The organism is Solidesulfovibrio carbinolicus, assembly GCF_004135975.1.
GTDB lineage: Bacteria > Desulfobacterota > Desulfovibrionia > Desulfovibrionales > Desulfovibrionaceae > Solidesulfovibrio > Solidesulfovibrio carbinolicus.
Map to the genome: position 1 here is coordinate 2,470,336 of NZ_CP026538.1, position 22,893 is coordinate 2,493,228.

The window sequence follows — 22,893 nt, forward strand, 5'->3', positions numbered from 1 at the left end:
GCTGTGGGTTAGCCTCGGTTTTCCTTCTGGTACTTGGAGGGACACTTGGTCATGAGCGTGCTGGCCGCGAAAGCCCCGGAAGCGGGATTGACGCCACCTTCCACGATGACCTCGACGCCGGGCTTGAAGGTGTCGGGCACCACGCCCTTGAAATCGACACGAATGGTCTTGGCGGTCTGTTCCTTGTCCAGCAGCGTGAAACTGACGCCCAGGGCGTCGGCCGGCCGGTCAATGCCCTCATCGGCCACGGTGCCGAAAAGCCGAGCCTTGGACAGCTCCTTGGGCGGCATGGCCAACGCTTCGGAGACATTGAGGAAATAGGCGGTGTTCTCACCCAGGCCGGAATACAGCAGATAGCCCAGGCCCCCGAGAAACAGGGCCAAGGCCACGAGATACATGGGAGTGTTCTTCTTTTTCGCCATGGCAAAACCCGATAGGTTGAAGATTAGGACGGCATCGCATCGTCCCGGGCGCGCTGGCGCAAAAGCGCCTCACGTCGGGTCCGGGCCAGTTCGCGCATGTCCGCCACCTGGTCGGTTTCGTCAATGATTTCCTTCCCCAATATCTCTTCCAAGACATCTTCCAAGGTGATGACGCCGGATACGCCCCCGTATTCGTCCAGCACCACGAAAAGATGCATACGCGATTCCAGGAATTTTACCAACACCCGGTCCAGGGTCATGGTGTCGAGCACGAAGCGTACAGGCTTGGCCAGGTCGGACAAGCGCTTGTCGTCCTGATCGTTGGCCAGGGCTTCGAGGACCTCGCGTCGGTAGACGATGCCGACGATGTTTTCCGGATCGTCGGCGGCGTGGACCGGGATGCGGCTGTGGGGCCACACGCCCTTGCCCTGCCCCCGGGTCTCGGCCACGGTCATCTCGGCCGGCAGGGAAAAAACCACCGTGCGCGGCGTCATGGCGCCGCTGGCGGTCTTGCGGTCCAGGGACAGGATGTTGGTGATGGAGAGTTCCTCCAGGGGATTAATTATCCCCTCGCGCCGGGTCAGGCTCACCACGGCGCGCAGGTCCTCTTCCGAGGACACCGGGTTCTTGCGGCGGCCGGACACCAGCCTGGCAAGGAACCCGCCGGCCCAGATGATAGGCAAAAGGGCCAGGATCAGCATTTTCATGGGCCGGGCGATGAAGGCCGAAACCGGCCGACAGTAGGCCACGCCCACGGTTTTGGGGAGGATCTCGCCGAAAATGAGGATGACGACGGTAAAGATGGCGGTGAATAGCCAGAGATCTTCGGCGCCGAACACGGAGGCGGCCGCCGCGCCGGCCACGGCCGCGCCGGCGGTGTTGGCGATGGTGTTGAGCGTCAGGACGGCGGTGATGGGTTTTTCAATGTTGCTGCGCAGGGCGAAAAGGAGTTCTCCCGAAGCCCGGCCGCTTTTGCGCAGCCGCTCAATCCAGCTCCAAGGCACGGAATAGAGCGCCGCCTCGCTCATGGAGCAAAACGCCGACAGCACGACGGCCAAGCCGACGGCCAAAGCCAGGGTCAACACGATCCGCCTCCGGTCCCGGGGCGCTTGGCCGGGTCGGCGTTGGCGGGTTCGGAAGCATCGGCGTCAGGAGATGACGAAGAAGTGTCGTGTTCCATGGAAAAAGACAAAACTCCAGGCGGATTGTCCGCGATAGATTGGGTCTTCAATCCCTTATACGAACTCACGCGCCGGTGTAAAGGCCACTGGTCCGTTATTCCTTGATGGCAGCCGTGTCGTTTTTGATCCGAAACCCGCCCTTGAGCGGCGGAATGATGTAGCGTTCCGTGAACTCCTCAATGACCATGTCCGGTTTCTCACGCTCAATAAGCGCCTTGTCGAAAAAGCGCAGCTCCATTTCGGACTGGGGCTTGAGCCAGACATACAGCGCCTTGCTGAAGGATTCGGCCATAAACGGCAGCAGCTCCCACCAGAAGGAATCGTGGAAGATGACGGCCGTGGGCAGCTTGGCGTTGCCGGTGAACGAATACTGCGGCACTTCGAAATAGTGCGGATCAACCGGGCCGTCGTAGGACGCGCCCCGGGCCTTGTACCATTCCTTGTTGAAAAGCAACACCCGATCTTCCTTCAAATAATCGGACAGCCCCATCATGAAGGCCAGGTCGCCGGCCATCCAGGCGTACTGTTCCACCCGGAACTGTTCACGCGGCAAGGGTTTGACCTCCGGAAAATCCCGAACAACGGGTCCCATGATCTGCCGGTAGGCGGCGTAAGCGCCGAAAGCGTTCCAGTGGCTGTCGGTCATGTAAAAGACGTTATGCTGTTTTTTTTCTTCAAGCAAAGCCGACGTGACGTCGATGATTTCGACATGCCCCTTGGCCCGCACGGCTTCCACGAACTGTTCGCGGTGGCTTTTCGGCCGCACCGGACGCAAGGCCTCGGGCAACATCTCGGGATAAACGGAATTCTTGTTGGGGGCCAGGATCACCAGATAGCGGATGCCGCGTTCCTCCAGCCACTGGCGGCGATGCTCCAGTTCCGTGGCCAGCAGGTCCACCGAAGCGGCAGGCAGATCCTCGGGGGAACGGGCGTCCTCAATCACATTGCGAAACGCCCCGTCCTGGGCTAGAAACAGCCAATGCTCCCTGCCGGCCATGACCTTGGAGGACGGCGTGGTGGACGCCAGAACAAAGGTGTCCATGTAGCTGTTCCAGCTGATGAGCAGGCCGCGCAGGTTGTAGCGACGGTCGAGATAGCCCCGGCGCAGGGCATTGAACCAGCGGCCCCAGGTGGCGGGATCGGCGCTGACCGACGGCAAGGGCGCGGTATCGGTCTCGGCGATGGTGCCCTTGGGCGCTAAGGCGAAATACCTGTCCGCCGTCGGCAGCACCAGCATGGTCAGAAACAGGCACGAGGCCAGGCAGGCGATAACGCGGCAAAAAAAAGAAGATCGGCTTTGCAAGGCGTGCGTCCGTACGTCAGGCCGATACGGCGCGGCCCCAGGCGGTCCGCAGCGTCTCGGCGTTGGTGAGAAGTTGGGACAAGACGGCCTGGCAGACCAGTCCGTCGATGCGACGGCCGGACCGCCAGCGGGCCCGGATGTCCGAGGCGCTGACGTCAAGCCGGGTGATGGGCACAAAACGGGCGGCGTGGCCGCCGGGCAGCGTCCAGACGGCCGGATCGGCCGTGGGCGTGGCCCCCATGCCCTGGGCATGGGTGGTCAGAAATGCCGTGAAAGCCTCGATCCCCTGCCCTTCCCGGGAATGGACGGCCAGATCGGCCAGTCGGCCCAGGCCCAGGCCGTCTTTCCAGGAAGGCAGGCAGAGCAGGTCGCCCAGGCCGAGGATAAAGCAGAAATCCTGCCCCGGACGCGAAGCGGCCAGCTCGGCCAAAGTGTCGCAGGTGTAGGACGGCCCGGGCCGGTCGGCTTCTAGAAGATTGACGGAAAACCCCGGGATGCCGGCCACGGCGGCCCGACACAGGGAGGCGCGCAGCTCGAAATCCAGCAGCTTGCCGCCGAGCTTATGGGGCGGCCGGGCGGAAGGAATAAATTCCACGGCGGAAAGCCCCAAGGCCTCGGCCACCTCAATGGCGGCCCGGACATGGGCGACGTGGACGGGATTAAACGTCCCGCCGAAAATGCCGATCCTGGCCCCGGACATGCCGCTTCGCTAGCCCCGCACCTGCCCCTGGCCGAGCACCACGAACTTGGCGCTGGTCAGTTCCACCAGCCCCATGGGACCGTAGGAATGGAGCTTTGAGGTGGAGATGCCGATCTCCGCGCCCAAGCCAAGTTCGCCGCCGTCGTTGAACCGCGTGGAGCAGTTGACGCCGACCATGGAGGCGTCGGCCCGACGCAGGAAATCCATGGCCCGGTCATGGTTCTCGGTGAGAATGACTTCGGTGTGTCCGGAACCGTAGCGGTGGATGTGGGTGAGCGCCTCGTTAAGGGAGTCAACGACCTTGACGGCCAAAATGAGGTCATGGAACTCGTGGCCGAAATCCTCGGGCGCGGCCGGCCCAGCCCCTTCGCCCAGAAGCGGCTGGGCGCGCGGGCAGGCCCGCATGGTCACGCCGGCCCGGCGCAAGGCGTCGCCAATGCGGGGCAAGAAGGTCGGCGCGGCATCGGCATGGACGAGCAGGCACTCCAGGGCGTTGCACACCCCCGGGCGCTGGGCCTTGGCGTTGACCACGATGGTCTCGGCCCGGGCCTCGTCGGCTCCGCTGTCGATGTAAGCGTGGCACACGCCCTTGTAATGCTTGAGCACGGGCATGGTGGCCTGGGAGACCACGGCCCGGATGAGCCCTTCCCCGCCGCGCGGGATCATGACGTCAATGAGTTCGTCGAGCTTGCACAGGGCGGCCACGGCGGCCCGGTCGGCCGTGGGCACGAGCTGGGCGGCGTCGGCCGGCAGGTCCGAAGTCTCAAGGGCTTCACGCAACAGCCCGGCCAGAGCCAGGTTGGAGGCCAGGGCTTCGGAACCGCCCTTTAAAATGACGGCGTTGCCGGCCTTGAGGCACAGGATGGCGGCGTCAATGGTGACGTTGGGCCGGGATTCGTAGATCATGCAGATAACGCCCAAGGGCACGCGCATGCGCCCGACGAGCAAGCCGTTTGGCCGGGGCCGCATGGACTCGATGGCCCCCACGGGGTCCGGCAGGGCGATGATCTCGCGGCAGGCCTTGGCCATGCCGTCCATGACCGCCGGGGTAAGCGTCAGGCGGTCCAGGCGCGGGGCGTCCAGGCCGGCCGCGCGCGCTTTTTCGAGGTCAGCGGCGTTGGCGGCAAGCACCCCCTCGCGGCGGGTTTCCAGCAGCTCGGCCAGCCTGGCCAAAAAGGCGTCCTTGGCCGCGCCGGAAGCGGCGGCCATGGCCCGGGACGCTTCCTTGGCCTTTCGGGCCATGACTTCCATGTCGGCGGCAACGCTCATGAGAACCTCCAGGATAGGGCGCAAAAAGTAGGCTGATAGCCCCTTGGCCCCGGAAAGTCAAAGCGCCTTTGCCGCCAGCGACACGCCGGCCACAATGTTGCCGCTACGGGTTTTGACCGGCGCAAAGACGGCCTGGACCACGCCAAAGCCCGCTTGCGACAAAAGCCCTTCAAGCTCTCCAAACGTGAAGTGGTGGGCCTGATACAGCACGACCCCACCCTCGCGCACCAGGAAGCTTCCGGCCTCGCCGGTTTCGGCCAGACCGGCCTCGTACCGGGCTCGGTAATACGGCAGATCGGGATTGCGCAGAAAATCGCCCAGGCACAAGAGTCCCGTGACCACTCGCCGGGCTTCGGCCAGCACGGCCAACCGGGCCGCCGGCGTCGGCAGCGTGGTCATGACCGCCTGGAGCACGGCCACGTCAAAGGCGCCGTCGGCAAAGGGCAAGGCGGTCAAGTCCGCCCGGACCACGGCCAGCCCAAGCCCTGCGGCCAGGGCCAGACTCGGCGGATTGCAGTCGGCCCCGACATGGGACGCCCCAAGCCCGCCCCGGCGCAGTCCGTCCAGGGTCCGGCCCGGGCCGCAGCCCAAATCAATAATATGGTCGCGCGGGCCAATGCACGCCCGCACTTCCGGGACAAGTTCCAACGAAGACGGCACGGCGGCGGCGGTTTCCCAATACATGAAAGCATTATAGCCAAAGCGCCCTGCTCCGCCCAGCGCTTTTACGGCCTTCTCGGCCCATTCCTTCATTGCCAACAAATTGGTGCGAAACCCGTCCCCTCGGGGACAACACGCCGCAGCGCCTGGCGCAGGTTGGCAGTGGAGTCCGGCGTCACTGTCGCAGGATATGCCGGGTGGGCGCACAACGAAACATGCTGTTTGGCGATGCAAGGCTTCTGCCCCTGCTCAGGCAAACCGTCTTGCGACGGCGTGTCAACGCGCCGCTTTTGTTTCAGTTTTTTAAAAAAACAAACACCTTTTGTCGGGGTTTGGTCCCGCCAGGGCAAGGCGACTTATGCCATCTTGCTGAATTTATTAATAATAAAACACATAAACCGTTGGCATGACAATTGAAAACCACCTTGCGTCAATCAATCCGCCCTACAGGGAGAAGGCTATGGATGCTTTACTGAAAAAACTGATGCTCGTTCTCGCCGCCGTCTGCCTGACCCTGGCCGCTACGGCCGGCTGGGTCATGGCCCAGAACTTCTCGGCCGGAAGCTTCAACTTCGAACCCCGGTTCAGCGCCTACGGAACCACCAATGCCCGGGTCAACTCCATCATGACCTACGGCGGCGCCTTCAATTACTACGTCTTCGACAACTTCGCCGTGGAAGCCGAAGGCATGGGCGTCTACGTCGATCAAAACAAGCGCTTCGAGACCGCCCTGGGCTACGGCAACAAGTCCGACCCGGCCAACGGCATCGGGGCCAACTTCAACCTGCGCTGGCATTTCGTGGCCACGAGCCAAGCCACCATGTTCGCCGGCGCGGGCTTCGGCGGCTTGTGGGCCGACGCCAAGACCCCGTACAACGGTTTCGAGAACAACCTGACCGAAAACGGCGAGATCGGAGCGACCTACTCCCTGACCCAGCAACTGAGCCTCAAGGGATCGGTCAAGTATCTCCACATCGGCCAGTTCAACAACCAGGGCATCAACGCCTTCGGCGGCACGCTGGGCCTTAATGTCAGCTTCTAGCCAGCCCCGGGCGTTCGCCACGCCCGTGTGACCGGGGCCGCCCCCGGAGGAAGGATCCGGCCGCCCCCACACGGGCGGCCGGTTTTCGTTTGCACGCCTCCCTTTTCATTTCGCGCCGATAGCCCTATAGTGGGCCGATAAACGGCCGAAAGGTGCGGGCATGAGCAAAATTCTCGATCAGGACGAAGTCGATGCGCTGCTTCGGGGCTTATCCGGCGGCGAGATCGAAGCGGAAAACGACATTCTGGAGGACGACTCCGGGGTCGTGGTCTTCGACCTGTCCAACCAGGACCGCATCATCCGCGGGCGCATGCCGGTTCTGGAAATCATCAACGACCGCTTCGCCCGCCTGGCCTCCAACGCCATGGCCAACGCCATGCGCAAGCGCGCCGACGTCAACCCCATTTCCATCGACATGTCCAAGTTCGGGGACTTCATGCGCTCCTTGCCCGTCCCCACCTCCATCAACATTTTCAAGCTTGATCCGCTGCGCGGCAACGCCATCCTCGTCGTCGACTCCAGGCTCGTGTTCGCCATGGTGGAGAGCTTTTTCGGCGGGGCCGGCTCTCAGCCCAAGATCGAGGGCCGGGATTTCACCCCCATCGAGCAGGCCATCATCAACCGCGTGGTGCGCATCGCTCTGGAAAACATGGAGGAATCCTGGCAGCCCGTCCACGAGGTCCACATCGAACTCGTGCGCAGCGAGGTCAATCCCCAGTTCGCGGCCATCGTGCCGCCAAGCGACGTGGTCGTGGTCGTCACCTTCGAGGTCGAGCTCGAAAACGCCATCGGCTCGCTCATCGTCTGCCTGCCCTATGCCACCATCGAGCCCATCCGTTCCAAGCTCTACGCCTCCTTCCAGACCGAACGCCTGGAAGTGGACCATGCCTGGATCGCCCGGTTCAAGGAACGGCTCATGGAAACGCCCGTGGAGCTGCTCGTGCGCTTTGGCCGCTCCCAGATCACCGGCCGTCAGCTGTTGTCGCTCAAGCCCGGGGACATCCTCATGCTTGAAAACGACGTGGACGAGCTGCTGGAAGCCGAGATCCAGGGTGTGCGCAAGTTCCAGGGCATCCCGGGGCTGGTCAAGTCCAACAAGGCCTTCCAGATCGTCAAGGAAGAAGAGATTCGCCTTGAATAGCCTTGCCGCGTTTTTTTGAGCATTGACAACCGCTTCCAATAGTTCAATTTTTCACAAACCTTGCAAATGCGTCATGGTCACATCCTTGCGACCGTGATAGTTTCCCGTCCCGTGGAACCGCAAACCCTGGCCCTGTCCATCCTGCCCCAGCCCGACGACGCCACCTGCGGGCCGACCTGCCTGCACGCCGTCTACGGCTACTACGGCGACCGCCTTCCCCTGGAGGACGTCATCGCCGAGGCTCCCACCCTGCCTGGCGGCGGGACGCTTGGGGCCTATCTCGGTTGCCATGCCCTGCGGCGCGGCTACAAGGCCAAGCTCTACACCTTTGATCTTTCGGTCTTTGACGTTACCTGGTTCGCCCCGGGCGTCGATCTGTCGGCCAAACTGACCGAACAGCTGGCCGTCAAAACCGGCCGCCGCCTGCATCAGGCCTCGGCTGCCTATCTGGAATTCCTGCGCCTGGGCGGCCAGATTCGTTTCGAGGACCTGACCGCGCCGCTTATCCGCGACATATTAAAGCGCGGCCGGCCTATCCTGGCCGGCTTGTCCGCCACCTATCTCTACCGCACCCCGCGCGAACGCGACGTGGCCGGCAAGACCGTGTTCGACGACTTGCGCGGCAAGCCGTCCGGGCATTTCGTGGTGATAAACGGTTACGATTCCTCGGCCCGCGTCACCCATATCGCTGATCCGCTCCTGCCTAATCCCATCAGCCGCAGCCAGTACTACGAGGTGACGCTTAACCATCTGGTCTGCGCCGTCATGCTTGGCGTCATCACCGACGACGCCAATCTGCTCGTGCTTTCGCCCCGAAAGAAAAGCCGGTCCGAGGACCGGCAAAGGAGTCTCTAGTGTCTGTCTTGGTGGTCATGGAAAACCCCGAGGACTGTTCCCTGGTGTTTTCCGGCGTCGAACCCGTCGCCGCCCGCAGCTATCTGGCCGACGAGGCCTTCACCGCCCTGCGCGGGGTCAAGATCATCAACCTCTGCCGCTCCTTCCGCTACCAGTCCATGGGCTATTACGTGTCGCTTCTGGCCGAAGCCCGGGGCCACAAGCCCATCCCGTCCATCACGGCCATTCAGGACATGAAGTCCGTGGGCATCATCCGGCTGGCTTCGGAAGAACTGGCCGAACTCCTGGAACGGGCCCTGGCCGACAGGCCCCAAGAAAAAATAAGCTTCTCCGCCTATTTCGGCAAAACGCCGGAAAAGGGCCTGGAACAACTCGCCTCGCGGCTGTTCAAGCTCTTTCCCACGCCGTTTTTGCGGGCCGACTGCAATTGGCAAAACGGCTGGCAGCTGCAAAACGTCTCGCCTCTGTCACTGCGCGATATCCCCGAGGAAGAGCGCGACTTTGCCGAGGCCGTGTCCACCGACTACTTCACCGGCAAAAAGCTCACCATCCCCAAGCGCCAAGTGAGCCGCTACGATCTGGCCATCCTCCACGACCCCGAGGAGGAACGCCCGCCCTCCGACGCCCGGGCCATCAAGCGTTTCGTCAAGGCCGCCGAGAATCTGGGCCTTGGCGTCGAGATCATCACCCGCGAGGATTCCAACCGCCTCTCGGAATTCGACGCGCTGTTCATCCGCGAAACCACCAACGTGGACCACCACACCTACCGCATGGCCCGCAAGGCGGCGGCCGAAGGGCTGGTGGTCATCGACGACCCGGAATCCATCCTGCGCTGCTCCAACAAGGTCTATCTGGCCGAGGTGCTGTCGCGCCTGAAAATTCCGGCCCCGCGCACGGTCATCGCCCACTGCAAGAATATCGACCATATCCTGGAAGAGCTGCCCCTGCCCTGCGTGCTCAAGCAGCCCGACAGCGCCTTTTCCCAGGGCGTGGTGCTGGTGCGCGAATCCGACGCGCTCATGCAGGAGGCCAAGCGGCTTTTGTCCAAGTCCGATCTGGTCATCGCCCAGGAATACCTGCCCTCGGAATACGACTGGCGCATCGGGGTGCTGGACAAGCGGCCGCTTTTTGCCTGCAAGTACTACATGGCCTCGGGCCATTGGCAGATCCTGCGCAAGGGCAAGTCCGGCAAGGACGTTTACGGGCGGGTGGAGACCCTGCCCGTGGCCAAGGCCCCCAAGAAGGTGGTCAACGCGGCGCTCAAGGCGGCGGCGGCCATCGGCGACGGGCTTTATGGCGTGGACCTCAAGCAAGTGGGAGACAAGGTCTACGTCATCGAGGTCAACGACAATCCCAACATCGACGCCGGCTTCGAGGATGAGGTGCTGCAGGACGAACTGTACCTGCGCGTGGTGGAAGTCTTTCTCAAACGCATCGAACGCCGCAAAACCGGGAGCCTCAACGTATGAGCAAGGCCAGACCGCTTTTTTCCGCTTTTGGCGTCGAGATCGAATACATGATCGTGGACCGCGAGACCTTGGCGGTCCGGCCCATTGCCGACAAGCTGCTGGCTGCCGCCGCCGGCGTCCCGGACGCCTCCGACGCCGAGCTGGGGCCGGTCACCTGGTCCAACGAACTGGTGGCCCATGTGCTGGAGATGAAGGTCACCAAGCCCGCCAAGACGTTAAAGGGCCTGTCCGCCGCCTTTGCCGCCAGCGTGGCCAAGGCCGAGGAACTGCTGGCTCCCCACGGGGCGCGCCTGCTCCCCACCGGCGCCCATCCCCTCATGGACCCCTTCACGGAAACCGTGCTGTGGCCCCACGAGAGCAGCGAAATCTACAAGGCCTTCGACGCCATCTTCAATTGCAAGGGCCATGGCTGGGCCAATCTGCAAAGTATGCATCTGAACCTGCCCTTTGCCGGCGACGACGAGTTCGGCCGGCTCCATGCCGCCATCCGCGTGCTCATGCCCATCATGCCGGCCCTGGCCGCCTCCACGCCCATCCTCGACGGCAAGGCCACGCCCTGGCTCGACGCGCGGATGCGCCACTATGCCCACAACGCCGACCGGGTGCCGGCGGTCATGGGCGCGGTGATCCCCGAAGCCGTCTTTTCCATCGACGAATACCACGCGCGCATCCTGGAGCCGCTGTACCGCGACATCGCGCCCCTGGACCCCAAGGGCGTGCTTCGCGGCGATTTCCTCAACGCCCGGGGGGCCATCCCGCGTTTTGAGCGCTCCACCATCGAAATCCGGGTGCTGGACACCCAGGAATGCCCGGCCGCCGACTTCGCCCTGGCCGACGTCGTGGTCTCGGCCCTCAAGGGGCTGGTGGAGGAACGCTGGTCCACCTATGAGGAGCAAAAAGCCTGGGCCACAAGCGAGCTGGCCACGATATTTAACGCCACCATCGAAAACGCCGGCCGGGCCAAGGTGCCCGACGAATACGCGCGCCTTTTCGGCGTCTACGCCCCGTCCTGGATTCCGGCCCGCGTCATCTGGCGGCGGCTGGCCATGAGTTCGTTGCCGACCATGGTCTTCGACCCGGACTGGGAAAAGAGTCTCGCTGTGCTGGTCGATCAGTCGAGTCTGGCCCGGCGCATCCTGGCCGCCGTGGACGGCGACTATCGCCCGACGACCATCCGCCGGGTCTACGGCCAGTTGGCCGATTGCCTGGAGCAAAACGAGCCCTTCAATGTCGGCATCCTGGGCGCTCCTTATTACCTGTGAGCACGGCGGGGCCGACATCCCCGCCGCCTATGCCCCGCTTTTTGGCGACTGGCGCGACGCCTTGGCCAGCCACCGGGGGCACGATCTCGGCGCGTTGGAAACGGCCCGGAGGCTCGCCCGGGCCGCCCACGCGCCGCTGCTCTTTTCCACGACCAGCCGGATGCTCGTGGACCTTAACCGTTCGCTCGGGCATCCCGGGCTTTTTTCCGAGGCAACCAAGGGCCTGCCGCGCCGGGACAAGGACGCCATCCTTGCCACGTACTACCATCCCCACCGCGACGCCGTGGCCGCCCTCGTGGCCGAGGGGATTGATGCCGGGCGCACGGTGCTGCACATCGCCAGCCACAGCTTCACCCCGCGTCTTGGGGGTGTTACGCGCCACTGCGACGTAGGCTTTCTTTACGACCCCGGGCGAAGCTCTGAAAAGACCTTCTGCCGCGCGTGGATGCGTGAGCTGGCCTGTCTGGACGGCGACCTGATCCTGCGGCGCAACTACCCGTACAAAGGCGTGTCCGACGGGCTGGTCACGGCCTTGCGGCGTCGTTTCGGCGAGCGCTATCTCGGCGTGGAACTGGAAGTGAACCAGCGCTTCGCCCTGGGCGGGGCGGAAGCGCTGGCGAGCATTGGCGAGACGTTGGCCGACGCGCTGCAGCGGACCCTTGGACGCGCGGCGTCCTGCCGCTGACGGCGCGCCGGACAAATGGGTTGGAGACAGTTTGCGACGGTGGCCAGCTGCCTCCGGGATCATTGCCGTTAAGTCTGGCGCGGCCAGCCCAGTGATCGCCCATCACCACTGCCCGCCGAAGCGTCCGTGACCGCGCCTCCCACGCCCTCCTGTCCAGGCGTCTTCCTTGCCTCCGAAGCCTTTTTCGTGGCAGTAAAAGGCTTCCTACCAGCCAAACAACGCGCCCAGGGAGCCTTGACAGCCCATGCCCGCCCCTTTTTCCGTGCCCGACATCCTGGGTTCCCTTGAACGGCCGGTGCTGGCCGTGGACGCCGACGGCCGGGTGGCCAACGTCAACCCCGCCGCGCTTTCCATGTTCGGGCCCGAGGTGGCCACGCCCGGCGCGGCCCTGCCCCTGGCCCGGCCCGATCTCTGGCAGCCCATGGCCAAATGCCTGGCTACGGGCGAGGTGGTCTATGATCGCCTCAATGTCGGCTCCAAGACCGTGGTCGCCACCACCTTTCCCATCCGCCGCGACGGCCGGGTGGTCGGAGCCACCTGCATCTGCCGCCCCTGCGCCGGCGAAGCCCATCCGGCCATGGAAGGCCGCTTGGGGGCCATTCTCGATTCCGTGTCCGACGGCATCTGGATCTGCGACGGCTCGGGAACCATCCTCTCCATCAATGCCGCCTCCGAACGCCTCAATTCCGTCAACGCCGAGGACTACGTCGGGAAAAACGTGTCCTGCATCGTGGCCCAGCGCATGGTCGACCGCTCGGCCACCCTGGACGTGCTTGAAACCAAACGCCAGTCGAGCATGATCCAGCACATCACCAAGACCGGCAAACAGCTCTTGGTCACGGCCACTCCGGTGCTGGGCGACCAGGGCGAGGTGGCCCTGGTGGTGGTCAACGAGCGCGATGTGACGGAATTGCAAAATCTCAGGCAAGGGCTTCAAAACGCCCGCAAGGTGGAAGAACGCTACCGCAGCGAACTGGCCGAGTTGTCGCTTTTCGAGCTTTCCCAGAAGGATATCGTGGCCCAAAGCGGCCAGATGCAGCGCACCTTGCGCACCCTTTTAAAGCTCGCCCAGATGGACGCCTCACGGGTTTTGCTGCTTGGCGAATCCGGCACCGGCAAAGGTCTGCTCGCCAAATTTCTGCACCAGGTCAGCCCCCGTTCGCCCAAGCCGTTTATTCAGATCAACTGTCCGGCCGTGCCGGAAAACCTGTTCGAGGCCGAACTTTTTGGCTATGAAAAAGGGGCCTTTACCGGCGCGCGCGAGGCCGGCAAGGCGGGGTTGATCGAATTGGCCGCCGGGGGCACGCTGTTTCTCGACGAAGTGGGCGACATCCCCCTGGGCATCCAAGCCAAGCTGCTCAAATACCTCGACGACCACGAGCTGCGCCGCCTGGGCGGGGCCGAGGCCCGCACCGTGGAATGCCGGGTGGTGGCGGCCACCAACTGCGACCTGGAAGGCCTGGTCGAGCGCCGCCAGTTCCGCACCGACCTCTATTATCGCCTCAACACCTTCGTGGTGCGCATCGCCCCCCTGCGCGAGCGCCGCGAGGACATCTTCGGCCTGGCCGAATTCTACCTGGCCCAGCAAAACGCCCGCCACGGCAAGGCCAAGCGCCTCTCGGCCCGGGCCATGCGCCAGCTTGAAGCCTACGCCTTCCCTGGTAACGTCCGGGAACTGGTCAGCATCATCCAGAAAGCCTTTGTCATGAGCGACGACGACGACCTTACCGACGCGCTCATCGAAGCCCTGGCCGGCGACACGCCGCCGGCGGTGGACACGCCGTCCGGCCCCCGTCCCCTGGCCGATTCCACCGAGCAAACGGCCATCCGGCGTCTGCGCGAGGCCATGGCCGCCTGCCGCACCACCCGGGAGATGGCCGCCCATCTCGGGGTGAGCCAGGCCACAGTGGTGCGCAAGCTCAAGCGCTACGGCCTTTCCCGCTCCTGATTCACTTCTGCATCAGCCATTTGCGGCCAGGACCGGGATAAACGTTTTTTCGTTTTATCCGGTTTGGCGGCTTATTGCCTATCATTTTGGATTCTCATGCGATTGACGCTTTCTGAAGGAAAGGGTCTCGGAACACGCCTGGCGATTCCGGGCGGGCCAGCCGCAGAAAATGCTGATTCAACTTGATTCAGCATGTTGTCTTGCAATATCACTACGAATTTATTGAAATTTTACAATTTTGCTGATTCATAACAGAATCAGGCTGTTTCGGGAAAATTCGTCATACCAATGTTAACATGCTTATTTTTATTGATATTATGACTCGGTCCGGTTCTTGCTGAAAAGACCTGTTACCGTTTGTGTGCATTTTGGTACAAGGCACTTACGCCACCACCTGAAACATCCGAGGATGATCCGTGAACACCACCGACAAGGCGCAGGAACTGCAAGCATTGCGTGATCGCTATGTCCCCAAGGGGCATCCCAACGCCACGCCCTTTTTCGTCGAATCCGCCAAGGGCGCCCTGCTTCGCGACGTCACCGGACGCGAGTTCATTGATTTCGTCGGCGGCATCGGCGTGTTAAACGTCGGCCACTGCCACCCCAAGGTCGTCGCCGCCGTCAAGGATCAGGCCGGACGCTATCTCCACACCTGCTCCATGGTCACCATGTACGAGCCCTACGTCCAGCTCGCCGCCCGCCTGTCCGAAGCCGCCCCGGGCGACTTCGAGAAAAAGGCGATGTTCGTCAACAGCGGCTCCGAAGCCGTGGAAAACGCCGTGAAGATCGCCCGCTGCCACACCGGCCGGGCCGGCGTCGTGTCCATGAAAAACGCCTTCCACGGCCGCACCTTGCTGGCCATGTCCCTGACCAGCAAGGTCAAGCCCTACAAGTTCGGCTTCGGCCCCCTGGCCCCGGAAGTCTACCAGTACCCCAACTACGCCTACTGCTACCGCTGCCCCCTGGGCCTGACTTATCCTAAGTGCGGCGTGGCCTGCGCCGACAAGCTGCGCGAGTTTTTTATCGCCACCGCCGCCGCCGAGAATATCGCCTGCATCATCGCCGAGCCGGTCCAGGGCGAGGGCGGCTTCGTGGTTCCGCCCAAGGAATTCTTCGAGAAGCTGCGCGCCATCTGCGACGAATACGGCATCGTTTTCGTGGCCGACGAAATCCAGTCCGGCTTTGGCCGCACCTCCAAGCTCTTTGCCATGGAGCATTTCGGCGTGGCCCCGGACCTCATGACCGTGGCCAAGTCCATGGGCGGCGGCCTGCCCCTGGCCGGCGTGGTCGGCAAGGCCGAGATCATGGATTCCGTGCCCCCGGGCGGCATCGGCGGCACCTACGGCGGCAACCCGCTGGCCTGCCGCGCGGGTCTAGCCGTCATGGACATCTTCGAACAGGACAACCTGCTGGCCAAGGCCGAGCGCCTGGGCGGCGTGGTCAAGCGCCGCTTTGCTTCGTTTAAGAAGCAGTACCAGCTCATCGGCGACGAGCGCGGCCTTGGGGCCATGCGCGCCCTGGAATTCGTTTCCGACCGCGCCACCAAGGCCCCCTGCCCCGAGGCGGCCAAGGGCGTGGCCAAGTTCTGCCAGGACAACGGGCTGCTCGTTTTGTCCTGCGGCAATTTCGGCAACTGCATCCGGGTGCTCATGCCCCTGGTCATCACCCGCGACCAACTCGACCGCGGCCTGGACATCATGGAAGAAGGCATCCGCGAGGTCTCCAAAAGCCTCGGCAAATAACGGCAACAAGGCCCGACCCAGCCAACCGACAACGTAAAGAGGTGCAGGCATGAAAAACGGTTCCATCACGACGATTCTGGCCGGCTGCATGGGCATGGCCCTGTCCGCCGCCCTGTTCGCCGCTCCGGCCCTGGCCGCCGACAAGACCGTCAAGATCGGCAACGTCGAGCCCCTGTCCGGTCCGTCGGCCTCGGTCGGCGTCCAGGGCAAGCAGGCCCGGGAAATGGCCATCGAGGAGATCAACGCCGCCGGCGGCATCAAGTCCCTGGGCGGCGCCAAGCTGGAGCTGGTCTATGCCGACAGCAAGTCCGACCCCACCGTCGGCGTCACCGAGACCGAGCGCCTCATCAACACCGAAAAAGTCAACCTCATGACCGGCTGCTGGAACTCGGCCGTCACCTACCCGGCCACCCAGGTGGCCGAGCGCTACGGCATCCCCTTCGTGGTGCCCGTGGCCGTGCGCGACACCATCACCGAGCGCGGATTTAAAAACGTCTTCCGCATCGCCGCCAAGGACTCCTGGTGGGTGCGCGACCAGTTCCGTTTCCTCAAAGACATGCAGGAAGAAACCGGCGTGAAGCTGCAAAAGATCGCCTTTGTCTTTGAAAACGGCGACTGGGGCACCGGCTTTGCCGAGAAGTGGCGCGAACTGGCCAAAAAAGACGGTTACGAGGTCGTCCTCGACGAACCCTATCCCAGCACCGCCACCGACCTTACCCCGGTGGTGACCAAGCTCAAGGCCGCCAAGCCCGACATCGTCATGCTGGTGTCCAACGCCGCCGACGCCATCCTTTTGACCAACACCATGGCCGAAATGCAGGTCAAGCCCAAGGTCGTCCTGGCCAGCGGCGGCGGCCACGCCGATCCCAAGTTCCTGGAAAACACCGACACCAACGCCCTGGGCATCTTTGACGAAGTCGAGTGGAACACCGACGTCAACAAGCCCGCCGCCAAGCCGGCCAACGAAAAGTTCAAGAAAAAGTACGGCTACGACCTGACCGGCGAGTCCGTTGACGCCTACGTCGCCATGTACGTCATCGCCGACGCCCTGGAACGAGCCGCCTCCACCGAGCCGGCCAAGATCCGCGACGCCCTGGCCGCCACCAACCTCACCACCGGACCGGGCATGGTCGTCTCCTACGACGGCGTCAAGTTCGACGAGACCGGCCAGAACAAGAACGCCGGCATCGTCATTGTCCAGGTGGCCAATGTCGATGGCAAGCCCGACCGCGTCACCGTGTGGCCCAAGGCCGCCCGCCGCGCCGGCTACGTCCCGGCCTTCCCGGCCAACAAGTAGTAACACGTTGCAGTAACGCCCCGGACCGGCCTTTCCGGTCCGGGGCAAACGTCCGGAGAGGCTTTTCATGACCGCGGTGATTCAGGCGACGCTCAACGGCGCCATGATGGGAGCCATGTACGGGCTGACGGCCCTTGGACTCACTCTGATCTTCGGAGTGATGAAAGTCGTCAACTTTGCCCATGGCTCACTGCTTATGGTCGGCATGTTCAGCGCATATTGGCTGATTCGGCTCACGGGCATCCACCCGTATCTGGCCCTTGTCATTGTACCGCCCGTCCTGTTCGTTTTCGGCTATTATCTGCAGGACGTGGTCATCAAACCCGTGTTCAAAGCCGAAGGCCAGGTGCGGGAACCGTTGACGGTCATCATCGTCACCACCGGCGTCTGGTACGTCCTCGACAACCTGGCGCTGATGCTGTTCGGCGCCGAGTACCGCACGGTGCGTACGGCCATTTCCAACAAGTCCTTCGCGCTCGGGGAATTCATCATCTCCATTCCCAAATTTTCCGGCTTTGTCGTGGCCGTTGCCACGGCCGTCGGTCTTGCCCTGTTCATGCGCAAGACCAAAACCGGCAAAGCCCTTCGGGCCACCAGCCTGGACCGCGAAGCGGCCAACCTCATGGGGATCAACCAGTACCGCATCTACAACATCGCCTTCGGCCTCGGCACGGCCATCGCCGGCATCGCGGGCTGCGTGCTCATCCCCTTTTATTACGTCTATCCTTCGGTGGGCGTGGTCTTCGACATCCGGGCCTTTATCATTGTGGTGCTCGGCGGCCTGGGCAGCATTCCCGGCGCGCTCCTGGGCGGCCTGGTCATCGGCCTGATCGAATCCGTCTTCTCCCAGTTCATGGCCTCCACCTGGACCGAAGCCATCATCTACGCCATCTTCCTCATCATTCTCTTCGTCAAACCATCCGGCTTCTTCGGCCACAAACAGGATTGGTAGGAGGCGCGCCGTGAGCCGAAAACAACTTGACCGGACCTTGCTGATCGCGGCGGCCCTGGTGGCCTTCGGGCTGCCCCTGGTGGTGACCTCGCCCACCTATTTGCAAATCCTCATCCTGCTCTTTTTCTACGCCTACCTGACCACGGCCTGGAACCTGGTCGGCGGTTTCGCCGGCGTGTTGCCCTTGGGGCATTCCGTTTTCGTCGGCATCGGGGCCTACACCTCCTCGATCCTGACCCTGCAGTACGGCGTGTCGCCCTGGATCGGCATGTTGGTCGGCGGGGCCATTGCCGCCGTCATCGGCGTCATCATCGGGCTGCCCACCTTCCGCATGCGCGGGGCCTACTTCTGCCTGTGCACCATCGCCTTTGCCGAAGGCATCCGGGTCATGGTGGAAAATATCGACACCCTGGGACCGCTGAAGATCAACGGCCCCCGGGGGCTGCTTGTGCCGCTGCTCAAGGATCCCACGTTCTGGGACTACCAGTTCATGTCCAAGCTACCGTACTATTACATCATTCTGGTTCTTCTGATCCTGGTCCTCGCCTTTACCTGGTTCGTCTCCCGCTCCAAGATCGGCTACTATCTGGCCGCCGGCGGCGAAGAACCCGAGGCCGCCGCCGCCCTGGGCATCAACGTGGCCAACTACAAGCTCTTCGCCATGGCCCTGTCCTGCTTCCTCACCGCCCTGGCCGGCACGTTCTACGCCCAGCTCATGCTCTACTTCTATCCCAAAGGGCTCATGGGCCTGGACCTCTCCTTCGAGATCGCCTTTATCGCGCTCATCGGCGGCCGGGGCACCATCGCCGGCCCGGTCATCGGCGCGCTGCTCTTGCGACCGCTTAATGAATTCACCCGCATCTACTTAAGCGACATGCTGCCCGGGCTGCATCTGGTCATCTTCGGGCTCATCCTCATCCTGGTCATGATCTACCTGCCCAAGGGTCTCACCGCGCCGCTGGCCGCCCTTTATGACCGGCTGGCCCGCAAAATCACCGACCAGGGAGCAGCGAAATGAGCAACATCCTGGAAGTCACCAATCTCACCAAGCACTTCGGGGGCTTAACCGCCGTCAGCTCCCTGGACCTGCACATCAAGACCGGCGAAATCCTGGCGCTCATTGGTCCCAACGGCGCGGGCAAATCCACGGTCTTTAACCTCGTGGCCGGCGTGTTCGCCCCCTCCGAGGGCGTGATCAAATTCGCCGGACAGACCATCCACGGCCAGAAGCCCTGGGATCTCGCCCGGCTGGGGCTGGCCCGCACCTTCCAGATCGTCAAGCCCTTCGGCAGCAAGACCGTGCTGTACAACGTCATGGTGGGAGCCTTTTTGCGCACCAATTCCACCATCAAGGCCCGGGAAATTGCCGAAGAAGTGCTGGTCACCCTCCAGCTCGACCATACCAAGGACATGCTGGCCGCCAACCTCACCATCGCCGACCGCAAACGCCTGGAGATCGCCAAGGCCCTGGCCACCGATCCCAAGCTGCTGCTTCTCGACGAGGTCATGGCCGGCCTTCGCCCCACCGAAGTCGACGACATGATCGGCATCATCCGGGGACTGCGCGACCGGGGCGTCACCGTCTTTGTCATCGAGCACATCATGCGCGCCGTCATGGCCCTGTCCGACCGGGTGGTGGTCATCCAGTTCGGCCAGAAGATCGCCGAAGGCTCGCCCGAGGCCGTCACCAAGGATGAAAACGTCATCAAGGCCTATCTGGGAGGCGAGTATGACGCTGCTTAGCGTGGAGAACATCAACGTCGCGTACGGCGACGTGCAGATCATCAACGACCTCTCGCTGACGGTCAACGAAGGCGAGGTGGTGAGCATCATCGGCGGCAACGGCGCGGGCAAATCGACCTTGCTGAAGGCCATTTCGGGCCTGGTGCCGCCGAGTTCAGGAATCATCCGCTTCAGGGGCGAGGCCATCCAGGCCCTGCCCCCCGAAGCCGTCGTCGAGCGCGGTCTGGTCCATGTGCCCGAGGGCCGCCGGCTCTTTTCGCTCATGACCGTGGCCGAGAACCTGGACATCGGGGCCTACAACTCGCGGGCCTACAAGGACCGTGACAAGACCCTGCGCCAGGTCTACGAACTGCTGCCGCGCCTGCTCGAGCGCCAGACCCAGCTGGCCATGACGCTCTCCGGCGGCGAGCAGCAGATGGTGGCCATCGGCCGGGGACTCATGGCTCTGCCGGGCCTGCTCATGCTCGACGAGCCGTCCCTGGGTCTGGCTCCCATCCTGGTCAAGTCGATCTTCGAGACCCTGCGCAAGATCGCCGACGCCGGCACCACGGTGCTTCTGGTCGAACAGGACGTCAACCATTCGCTGCGTCTGTCCGACCGGGGCTACGTCCTGGAACACGGCCGGGTGGCCATGTCCGGCTCGGCCAAGGAACTGCTGGAAAACCCCCACGTCAAATCGGCCTATCTCGGCATTTAAAAGGAAAAGCCATGCACGGCTTTCACGGACGCATCATTACTGTTGACCTGACCCGGCGCGCTTTCACTATCGAAGCGGCCGATCCGGCCCATCTTGACGCCTATCTGGGCGGCAAGGGCCTAGCCACCCGGCTGCTGCTCGACCGCAACCCGGCCGGGGTCGATCCCCTGGCTCCGGAGAACAACCTCATCTTCGCCGCCGGCCCCTTGTGCGGCGGCGTGGCCTGGGGGGCCAGCCGCTACGGCGTGTTCACCAAATCCCCCCAGACCGGGTTTTACACCGAATCCTATTCCGGCGGCCGCACGCCCCAGGCCGTGGACGCCGCCGGTTTCGACGCCGTGGTCCTCACCGGCGCGGCGAATGCGCTCACGGCCCTGACCATCCACCCCGACGGCTGCACCTTCCACGACGCGGCCGATCTGGCCGGCCTGGACGCCTACGCCACCGAAGACGCGGCCCGGGAGCGTTTCGTGCTGCCCCGCGACGACGCCAAGCGCGTGGGCGCGGTGGTCATTGGCCCGGCCGGGGAAAACCTGTGCCGACTGGCCATGATCGCCAACGAACGCTGGCGTTGTGCCGGCCGCACCGGCGTCGGCGCGGTCATGGGCTCCAAAAAGGTCAAGGCCATCGTGTTCCAGGGCGACCGCAAGCGCCAGGCGGCCGATCCCGCCGGCCTGGCCGCCCATGCCGCCGCCTTTGCCAAGCGCGGGGTGGAGACCAAGGGCGTGCAGGTCTACAAGGCCATGGGCACGACCATGATGGTCGGGGTCATGAACGCGGCCGGAGCCTTTCCGGCCAAGTACTGGACCCAGGGCAACTGCGAACATTGGGAGAAGATCTCAGGCGAGACCTTCCACAAGGAGCACGAGGTCAAGGCCCACGCCTGCGCCAAATGCTTCATGTCCTGCGGCCGCATGGCCAAGCTCGCCTCGGGCCGCCACAAGGGCCTGACCCTGGAAGGGCCGGAGTACGAAACCATCTACGCCTTCGGCGGGCTGTGCATGATCGATGACATGGCCGAGATCGTGTATTTAAACGACCTCTGCGACCGCCTGGGCATTGATACCATCTCCGCCGGCAACCTCTGCGCCTTCACCGTCGAGGCCGTCTCGCGCGGCCGGGTGGACTACCCCATCGCCTACAACGACCCCGACGGCGCGGCCCGGCTCATCCAGGACATCGCCTCGGGCACGGGCATCGGGGCGCTCCTGGGCCAGGGCATCAAGGTCGCGGCCCGGGCCTGGGGACTGGAAGACCTGGCCGTCCACGTCAAGGGCCTGGAGCCGGCCGGCTACGACCCCCGGGCGCTTCGCGGCATGGGGCTGGCCTACGCCACATCCGACCGGGGGGCCTGCCATCTGCGCACCACCTTCTACAAGCCCGAGCTGGCCGGCATGATCCCGCCCGACGCCGTGGAAGGCAAGGCGGCCATGCTCATCGAGTTCGAGGACCGTCTCACCATCTTCGATACGCTTATCCTGTGCCGGTTCTTCCGCGATCTCTACACCTGGGACGAGCTGACCCAGGTCATCGGCCTGACCACCGGCCTCGACGCCAGCGAAGCAGCGCTCAAACGCCGGGCCGCGGCCATCGCCGACATGACCCGGGAGTTCAACCTGCGCGAAGGGCTGACCCCGGCCGACGACCGCCTCCCGGAGCGCATCCACCGCGAACCCCTGCCAAGCGGCAAGGAACTCCCCCGCGAGGCCTTCGACGCCATGCTGGCCGACTATTACCGGTTGCGCAATTGGTCGCCTCAGGGCGTGCCGACCGGCGCTGCCGACCTCTAACCCCAAAGCATCCCAAAGGAGCGGCACATGCTTGTCGGCGATTGGATGTCCACCGACGTGGCCACGGCGACCGAGGATGTCTCGATGATCAAGGCCGGTCGGATCATGCGCGACAAAAAAATCCGTCGTCTGCCCGTGGTGGACAAGGACGGAAAGCTTGTCGGCATCATTTCCGAGCGCGACCTCAAAGCGGCCTCGCCGTCCTCGGCCACCTCACTGGACATGTACGAAATGACCTACCTGCTCTCGGAGCTCAAGGTCAAAGCCATCATGACCAAGGACCCGGTGCGCATCCGGTGCACCGACACCGTGGAGCGGGCGGCGCTTATCATGCGCGACCGCAAGTTCGGCAGCCTGCCGGTGGTCGATGAAACGAACAAGGTGGTCGGCATCATCACCGACACCGATATCTTCCGCCTGTTTGTCTCCATCACCGGCATCGACCAGGGCGGCATCCAGATCGGGCTGCGCCTGGGCGTGGCCGAGGGCAGCCTCAAGCCGGTGCTTGATGAGCTGCGCCGTTTCGAGGCCCGCATCGTGAGCATCCTGTCCTCCTACGACCGGGGCGGCCCGGGCCAGCGCGACGTGTCCATCCGCATTCAGGGTCTGCCAGAGACCCGGGAACGGGAACTGCGCGCCGAACTCGAAAAGACCGGACACCTGCTCTACTGGACCCGCGATTAGTTGATAGTTCCTGTCCTCGCCTCACCCCGGACGGCTCTATCCCCGCTTGGC

The 22,893-nt window shown here is 63.6% G+C and carries 21 protein-coding genes; 15 read left to right on the plus strand and 6 right to left on the minus strand.

The features are described 5' to 3' along the window. Window positions 1-8 precede the first annotated feature (8 nt). The 6 genes from C3Y92_RS11055 to C3Y92_RS11080 form a co-directional block, all read right to left on the minus strand. Window positions 9-422: a cytochrome c maturation protein CcmE gene (locus C3Y92_RS11055; RefSeq protein ID WP_129352494.1), complete on the minus strand. Its 414-nt coding sequence runs from the start codon at window positions 420-422 to the stop codon at window positions 9-11. A 23-nt stretch (window positions 423-445) separates the two neighbouring features. After that, window positions 446-1,507, minus strand: a complete 1,062-nt coding sequence (locus C3Y92_RS11060; protein WP_129352496.1) for a hemolysin family protein — start codon at window positions 1,505-1,507, stop codon at window positions 446-448. 190 nt (window positions 1,508-1,697) lie between these two features. Then, window positions 1,698-2,906 carry an alginate O-acetyltransferase AlgX-related protein gene (locus tag C3Y92_RS11065; protein WP_129352498.1) on the minus strand — a complete coding sequence of 403 codons (1,209 nt, stop codon included), beginning with the start codon at window positions 2,904-2,906 and terminating at the stop codon, window positions 1,698-1,700. Window positions 2,907-2,922: 16 nt separating this feature from the next. After that, window positions 2,923-3,606, minus strand: a complete 684-nt coding sequence (gene nadD / locus C3Y92_RS11070; protein ID WP_129352500.1) for a nicotinate (nicotinamide) nucleotide adenylyltransferase — start codon at window positions 3,604-3,606, stop codon at window positions 2,923-2,925. Between the two features lie 9 nt (window positions 3,607-3,615). Further along, window positions 3,616-4,887 carry a glutamate-5-semialdehyde dehydrogenase gene (locus C3Y92_RS11075; protein ID WP_268932642.1) on the minus strand — a complete coding sequence of 424 codons (1,272 nt, stop codon included), beginning with the start codon at window positions 4,885-4,887 and terminating at the stop codon, window positions 3,616-3,618. Between the two features lie 45 nt (window positions 4,888-4,932). Further along, on the minus strand, window positions 4,933-5,559 hold the full coding sequence (locus C3Y92_RS11080; protein WP_129352504.1) for a class I SAM-dependent methyltransferase: 627 nt from the start codon (window positions 5,557-5,559) through the stop codon (window positions 4,933-4,935). A gap of 436 nt (window positions 5,560-5,995) precedes the next feature. Between C3Y92_RS11080 and C3Y92_RS11085 the strand changes: the two genes are divergently transcribed. The 15 genes from C3Y92_RS11085 to C3Y92_RS11155 all read left to right on the plus strand — a co-directional run bounded on the left by C3Y92_RS11085 (window position 5,996) and on the right by C3Y92_RS11155 (window position 22,842). Beyond that, entirely contained in the window at window positions 5,996-6,577 is a 582-nt protein-coding gene (locus C3Y92_RS11085; RefSeq protein WP_129352506.1) for an outer membrane beta-barrel protein, read from the plus strand. A gap of 160 nt (window positions 6,578-6,737) precedes the next feature. Further along, on the plus strand, window positions 6,738-7,718 hold the full coding sequence (fliM, locus tag C3Y92_RS11090) for a flagellar motor switch protein FliM (protein ID WP_006919667.1): 981 nt from the start codon (window positions 6,738-6,740) through the stop codon (window positions 7,716-7,718). 93 nt (window positions 7,719-7,811) lie between these two features. Beyond that, window positions 7,812-8,573: a C39 family peptidase gene (locus C3Y92_RS11095; protein WP_235669463.1), complete on the plus strand. Its 762-nt coding sequence runs from the start codon at window positions 7,812-7,814 to the stop codon at window positions 8,571-8,573. Beyond that, window positions 8,573-10,042, plus strand: coding sequence for a RimK family protein (locus C3Y92_RS11100; protein ID WP_129352510.1), 1,470 nt, complete (start codon window positions 8,573-8,575; stop codon window positions 10,040-10,042). Before C3Y92_RS11095 ends, C3Y92_RS11100 begins: the two co-directional genes overlap by 1 nt. Beyond that, complete coding sequence (locus tag C3Y92_RS11105; RefSeq protein ID WP_129352512.1) at window positions 10,039-11,304, plus strand: carboxylate-amine ligase; 1,266 nt, start codon at window positions 10,039-10,041, stop codon at window positions 11,302-11,304. The genes C3Y92_RS11100 and C3Y92_RS11105 overlap by 4 nt, the downstream gene beginning before the upstream one ends. Then, complete coding sequence (locus tag C3Y92_RS11110; protein ID WP_129352514.1) at window positions 11,270-11,989, plus strand: N-formylglutamate amidohydrolase; 720 nt, start codon at window positions 11,270-11,272, stop codon at window positions 11,987-11,989. Before C3Y92_RS11105 ends, C3Y92_RS11110 begins: the two co-directional genes overlap by 35 nt. 244 nt (window positions 11,990-12,233) lie before the next feature. After that, window positions 12,234-13,937, plus strand: a complete 1,704-nt coding sequence (locus C3Y92_RS11115) for a sigma-54 interaction domain-containing protein (RefSeq protein WP_129352516.1) — start codon at window positions 12,234-12,236, stop codon at window positions 13,935-13,937. 416 nt (window positions 13,938-14,353) lie between these two features. Continuing rightward, a complete protein-coding gene (gabT, locus tag C3Y92_RS11120; protein WP_129352518.1) occupies window positions 14,354-15,679 on the plus strand; it encodes a 4-aminobutyrate--2-oxoglutarate transaminase in 1,326 nt (441 codons plus the stop codon). Window positions 15,680-15,728: 49 nt separating this feature from the next. Further along, a complete protein-coding gene (locus C3Y92_RS11125; protein WP_129352520.1) occupies window positions 15,729-16,976 on the plus strand; it encodes an ABC transporter substrate-binding protein in 1,248 nt (415 codons plus the stop codon). A gap of 67 nt (window positions 16,977-17,043) precedes the next feature. Beyond that, window positions 17,044-17,928, plus strand: coding sequence for a branched-chain amino acid ABC transporter permease (locus C3Y92_RS11130; protein ID WP_129352522.1), 885 nt, complete (start codon window positions 17,044-17,046; stop codon window positions 17,926-17,928). 10 nt (window positions 17,929-17,938) lie between these two features. Further along, window positions 17,939-18,946 carry a branched-chain amino acid ABC transporter permease gene (locus C3Y92_RS11135; protein ID WP_129352524.1) on the plus strand — a complete coding sequence of 336 codons (1,008 nt, stop codon included), beginning with the start codon at window positions 17,939-17,941 and terminating at the stop codon, window positions 18,944-18,946. Beyond that, window positions 18,943-19,671: an ABC transporter ATP-binding protein gene (locus tag C3Y92_RS11140; RefSeq protein ID WP_015860941.1), complete on the plus strand. Its 729-nt coding sequence runs from the start codon at window positions 18,943-18,945 to the stop codon at window positions 19,669-19,671. Before C3Y92_RS11135 ends, C3Y92_RS11140 begins: the two co-directional genes overlap by 4 nt. Then, window positions 19,658-20,368: an ABC transporter ATP-binding protein gene (locus C3Y92_RS11145; protein ID WP_129352526.1), complete on the plus strand. Its 711-nt coding sequence runs from the start codon at window positions 19,658-19,660 to the stop codon at window positions 20,366-20,368. The genes C3Y92_RS11140 and C3Y92_RS11145 overlap by 14 nt, the downstream gene beginning before the upstream one ends. A gap of 11 nt (window positions 20,369-20,379) precedes the next feature. Next, window positions 20,380-22,158, plus strand: a complete 1,779-nt coding sequence (locus C3Y92_RS11150; protein ID WP_129352528.1) for an aldehyde ferredoxin oxidoreductase family protein — start codon at window positions 20,380-20,382, stop codon at window positions 22,156-22,158. A gap of 27 nt (window positions 22,159-22,185) precedes the next feature. Then, entirely contained in the window at window positions 22,186-22,842 is a 657-nt protein-coding gene (locus C3Y92_RS11155) for a CBS and ACT domain-containing protein (RefSeq protein WP_129352530.1), read from the plus strand. Window positions 22,843-22,893 lie beyond the last annotated feature (51 nt).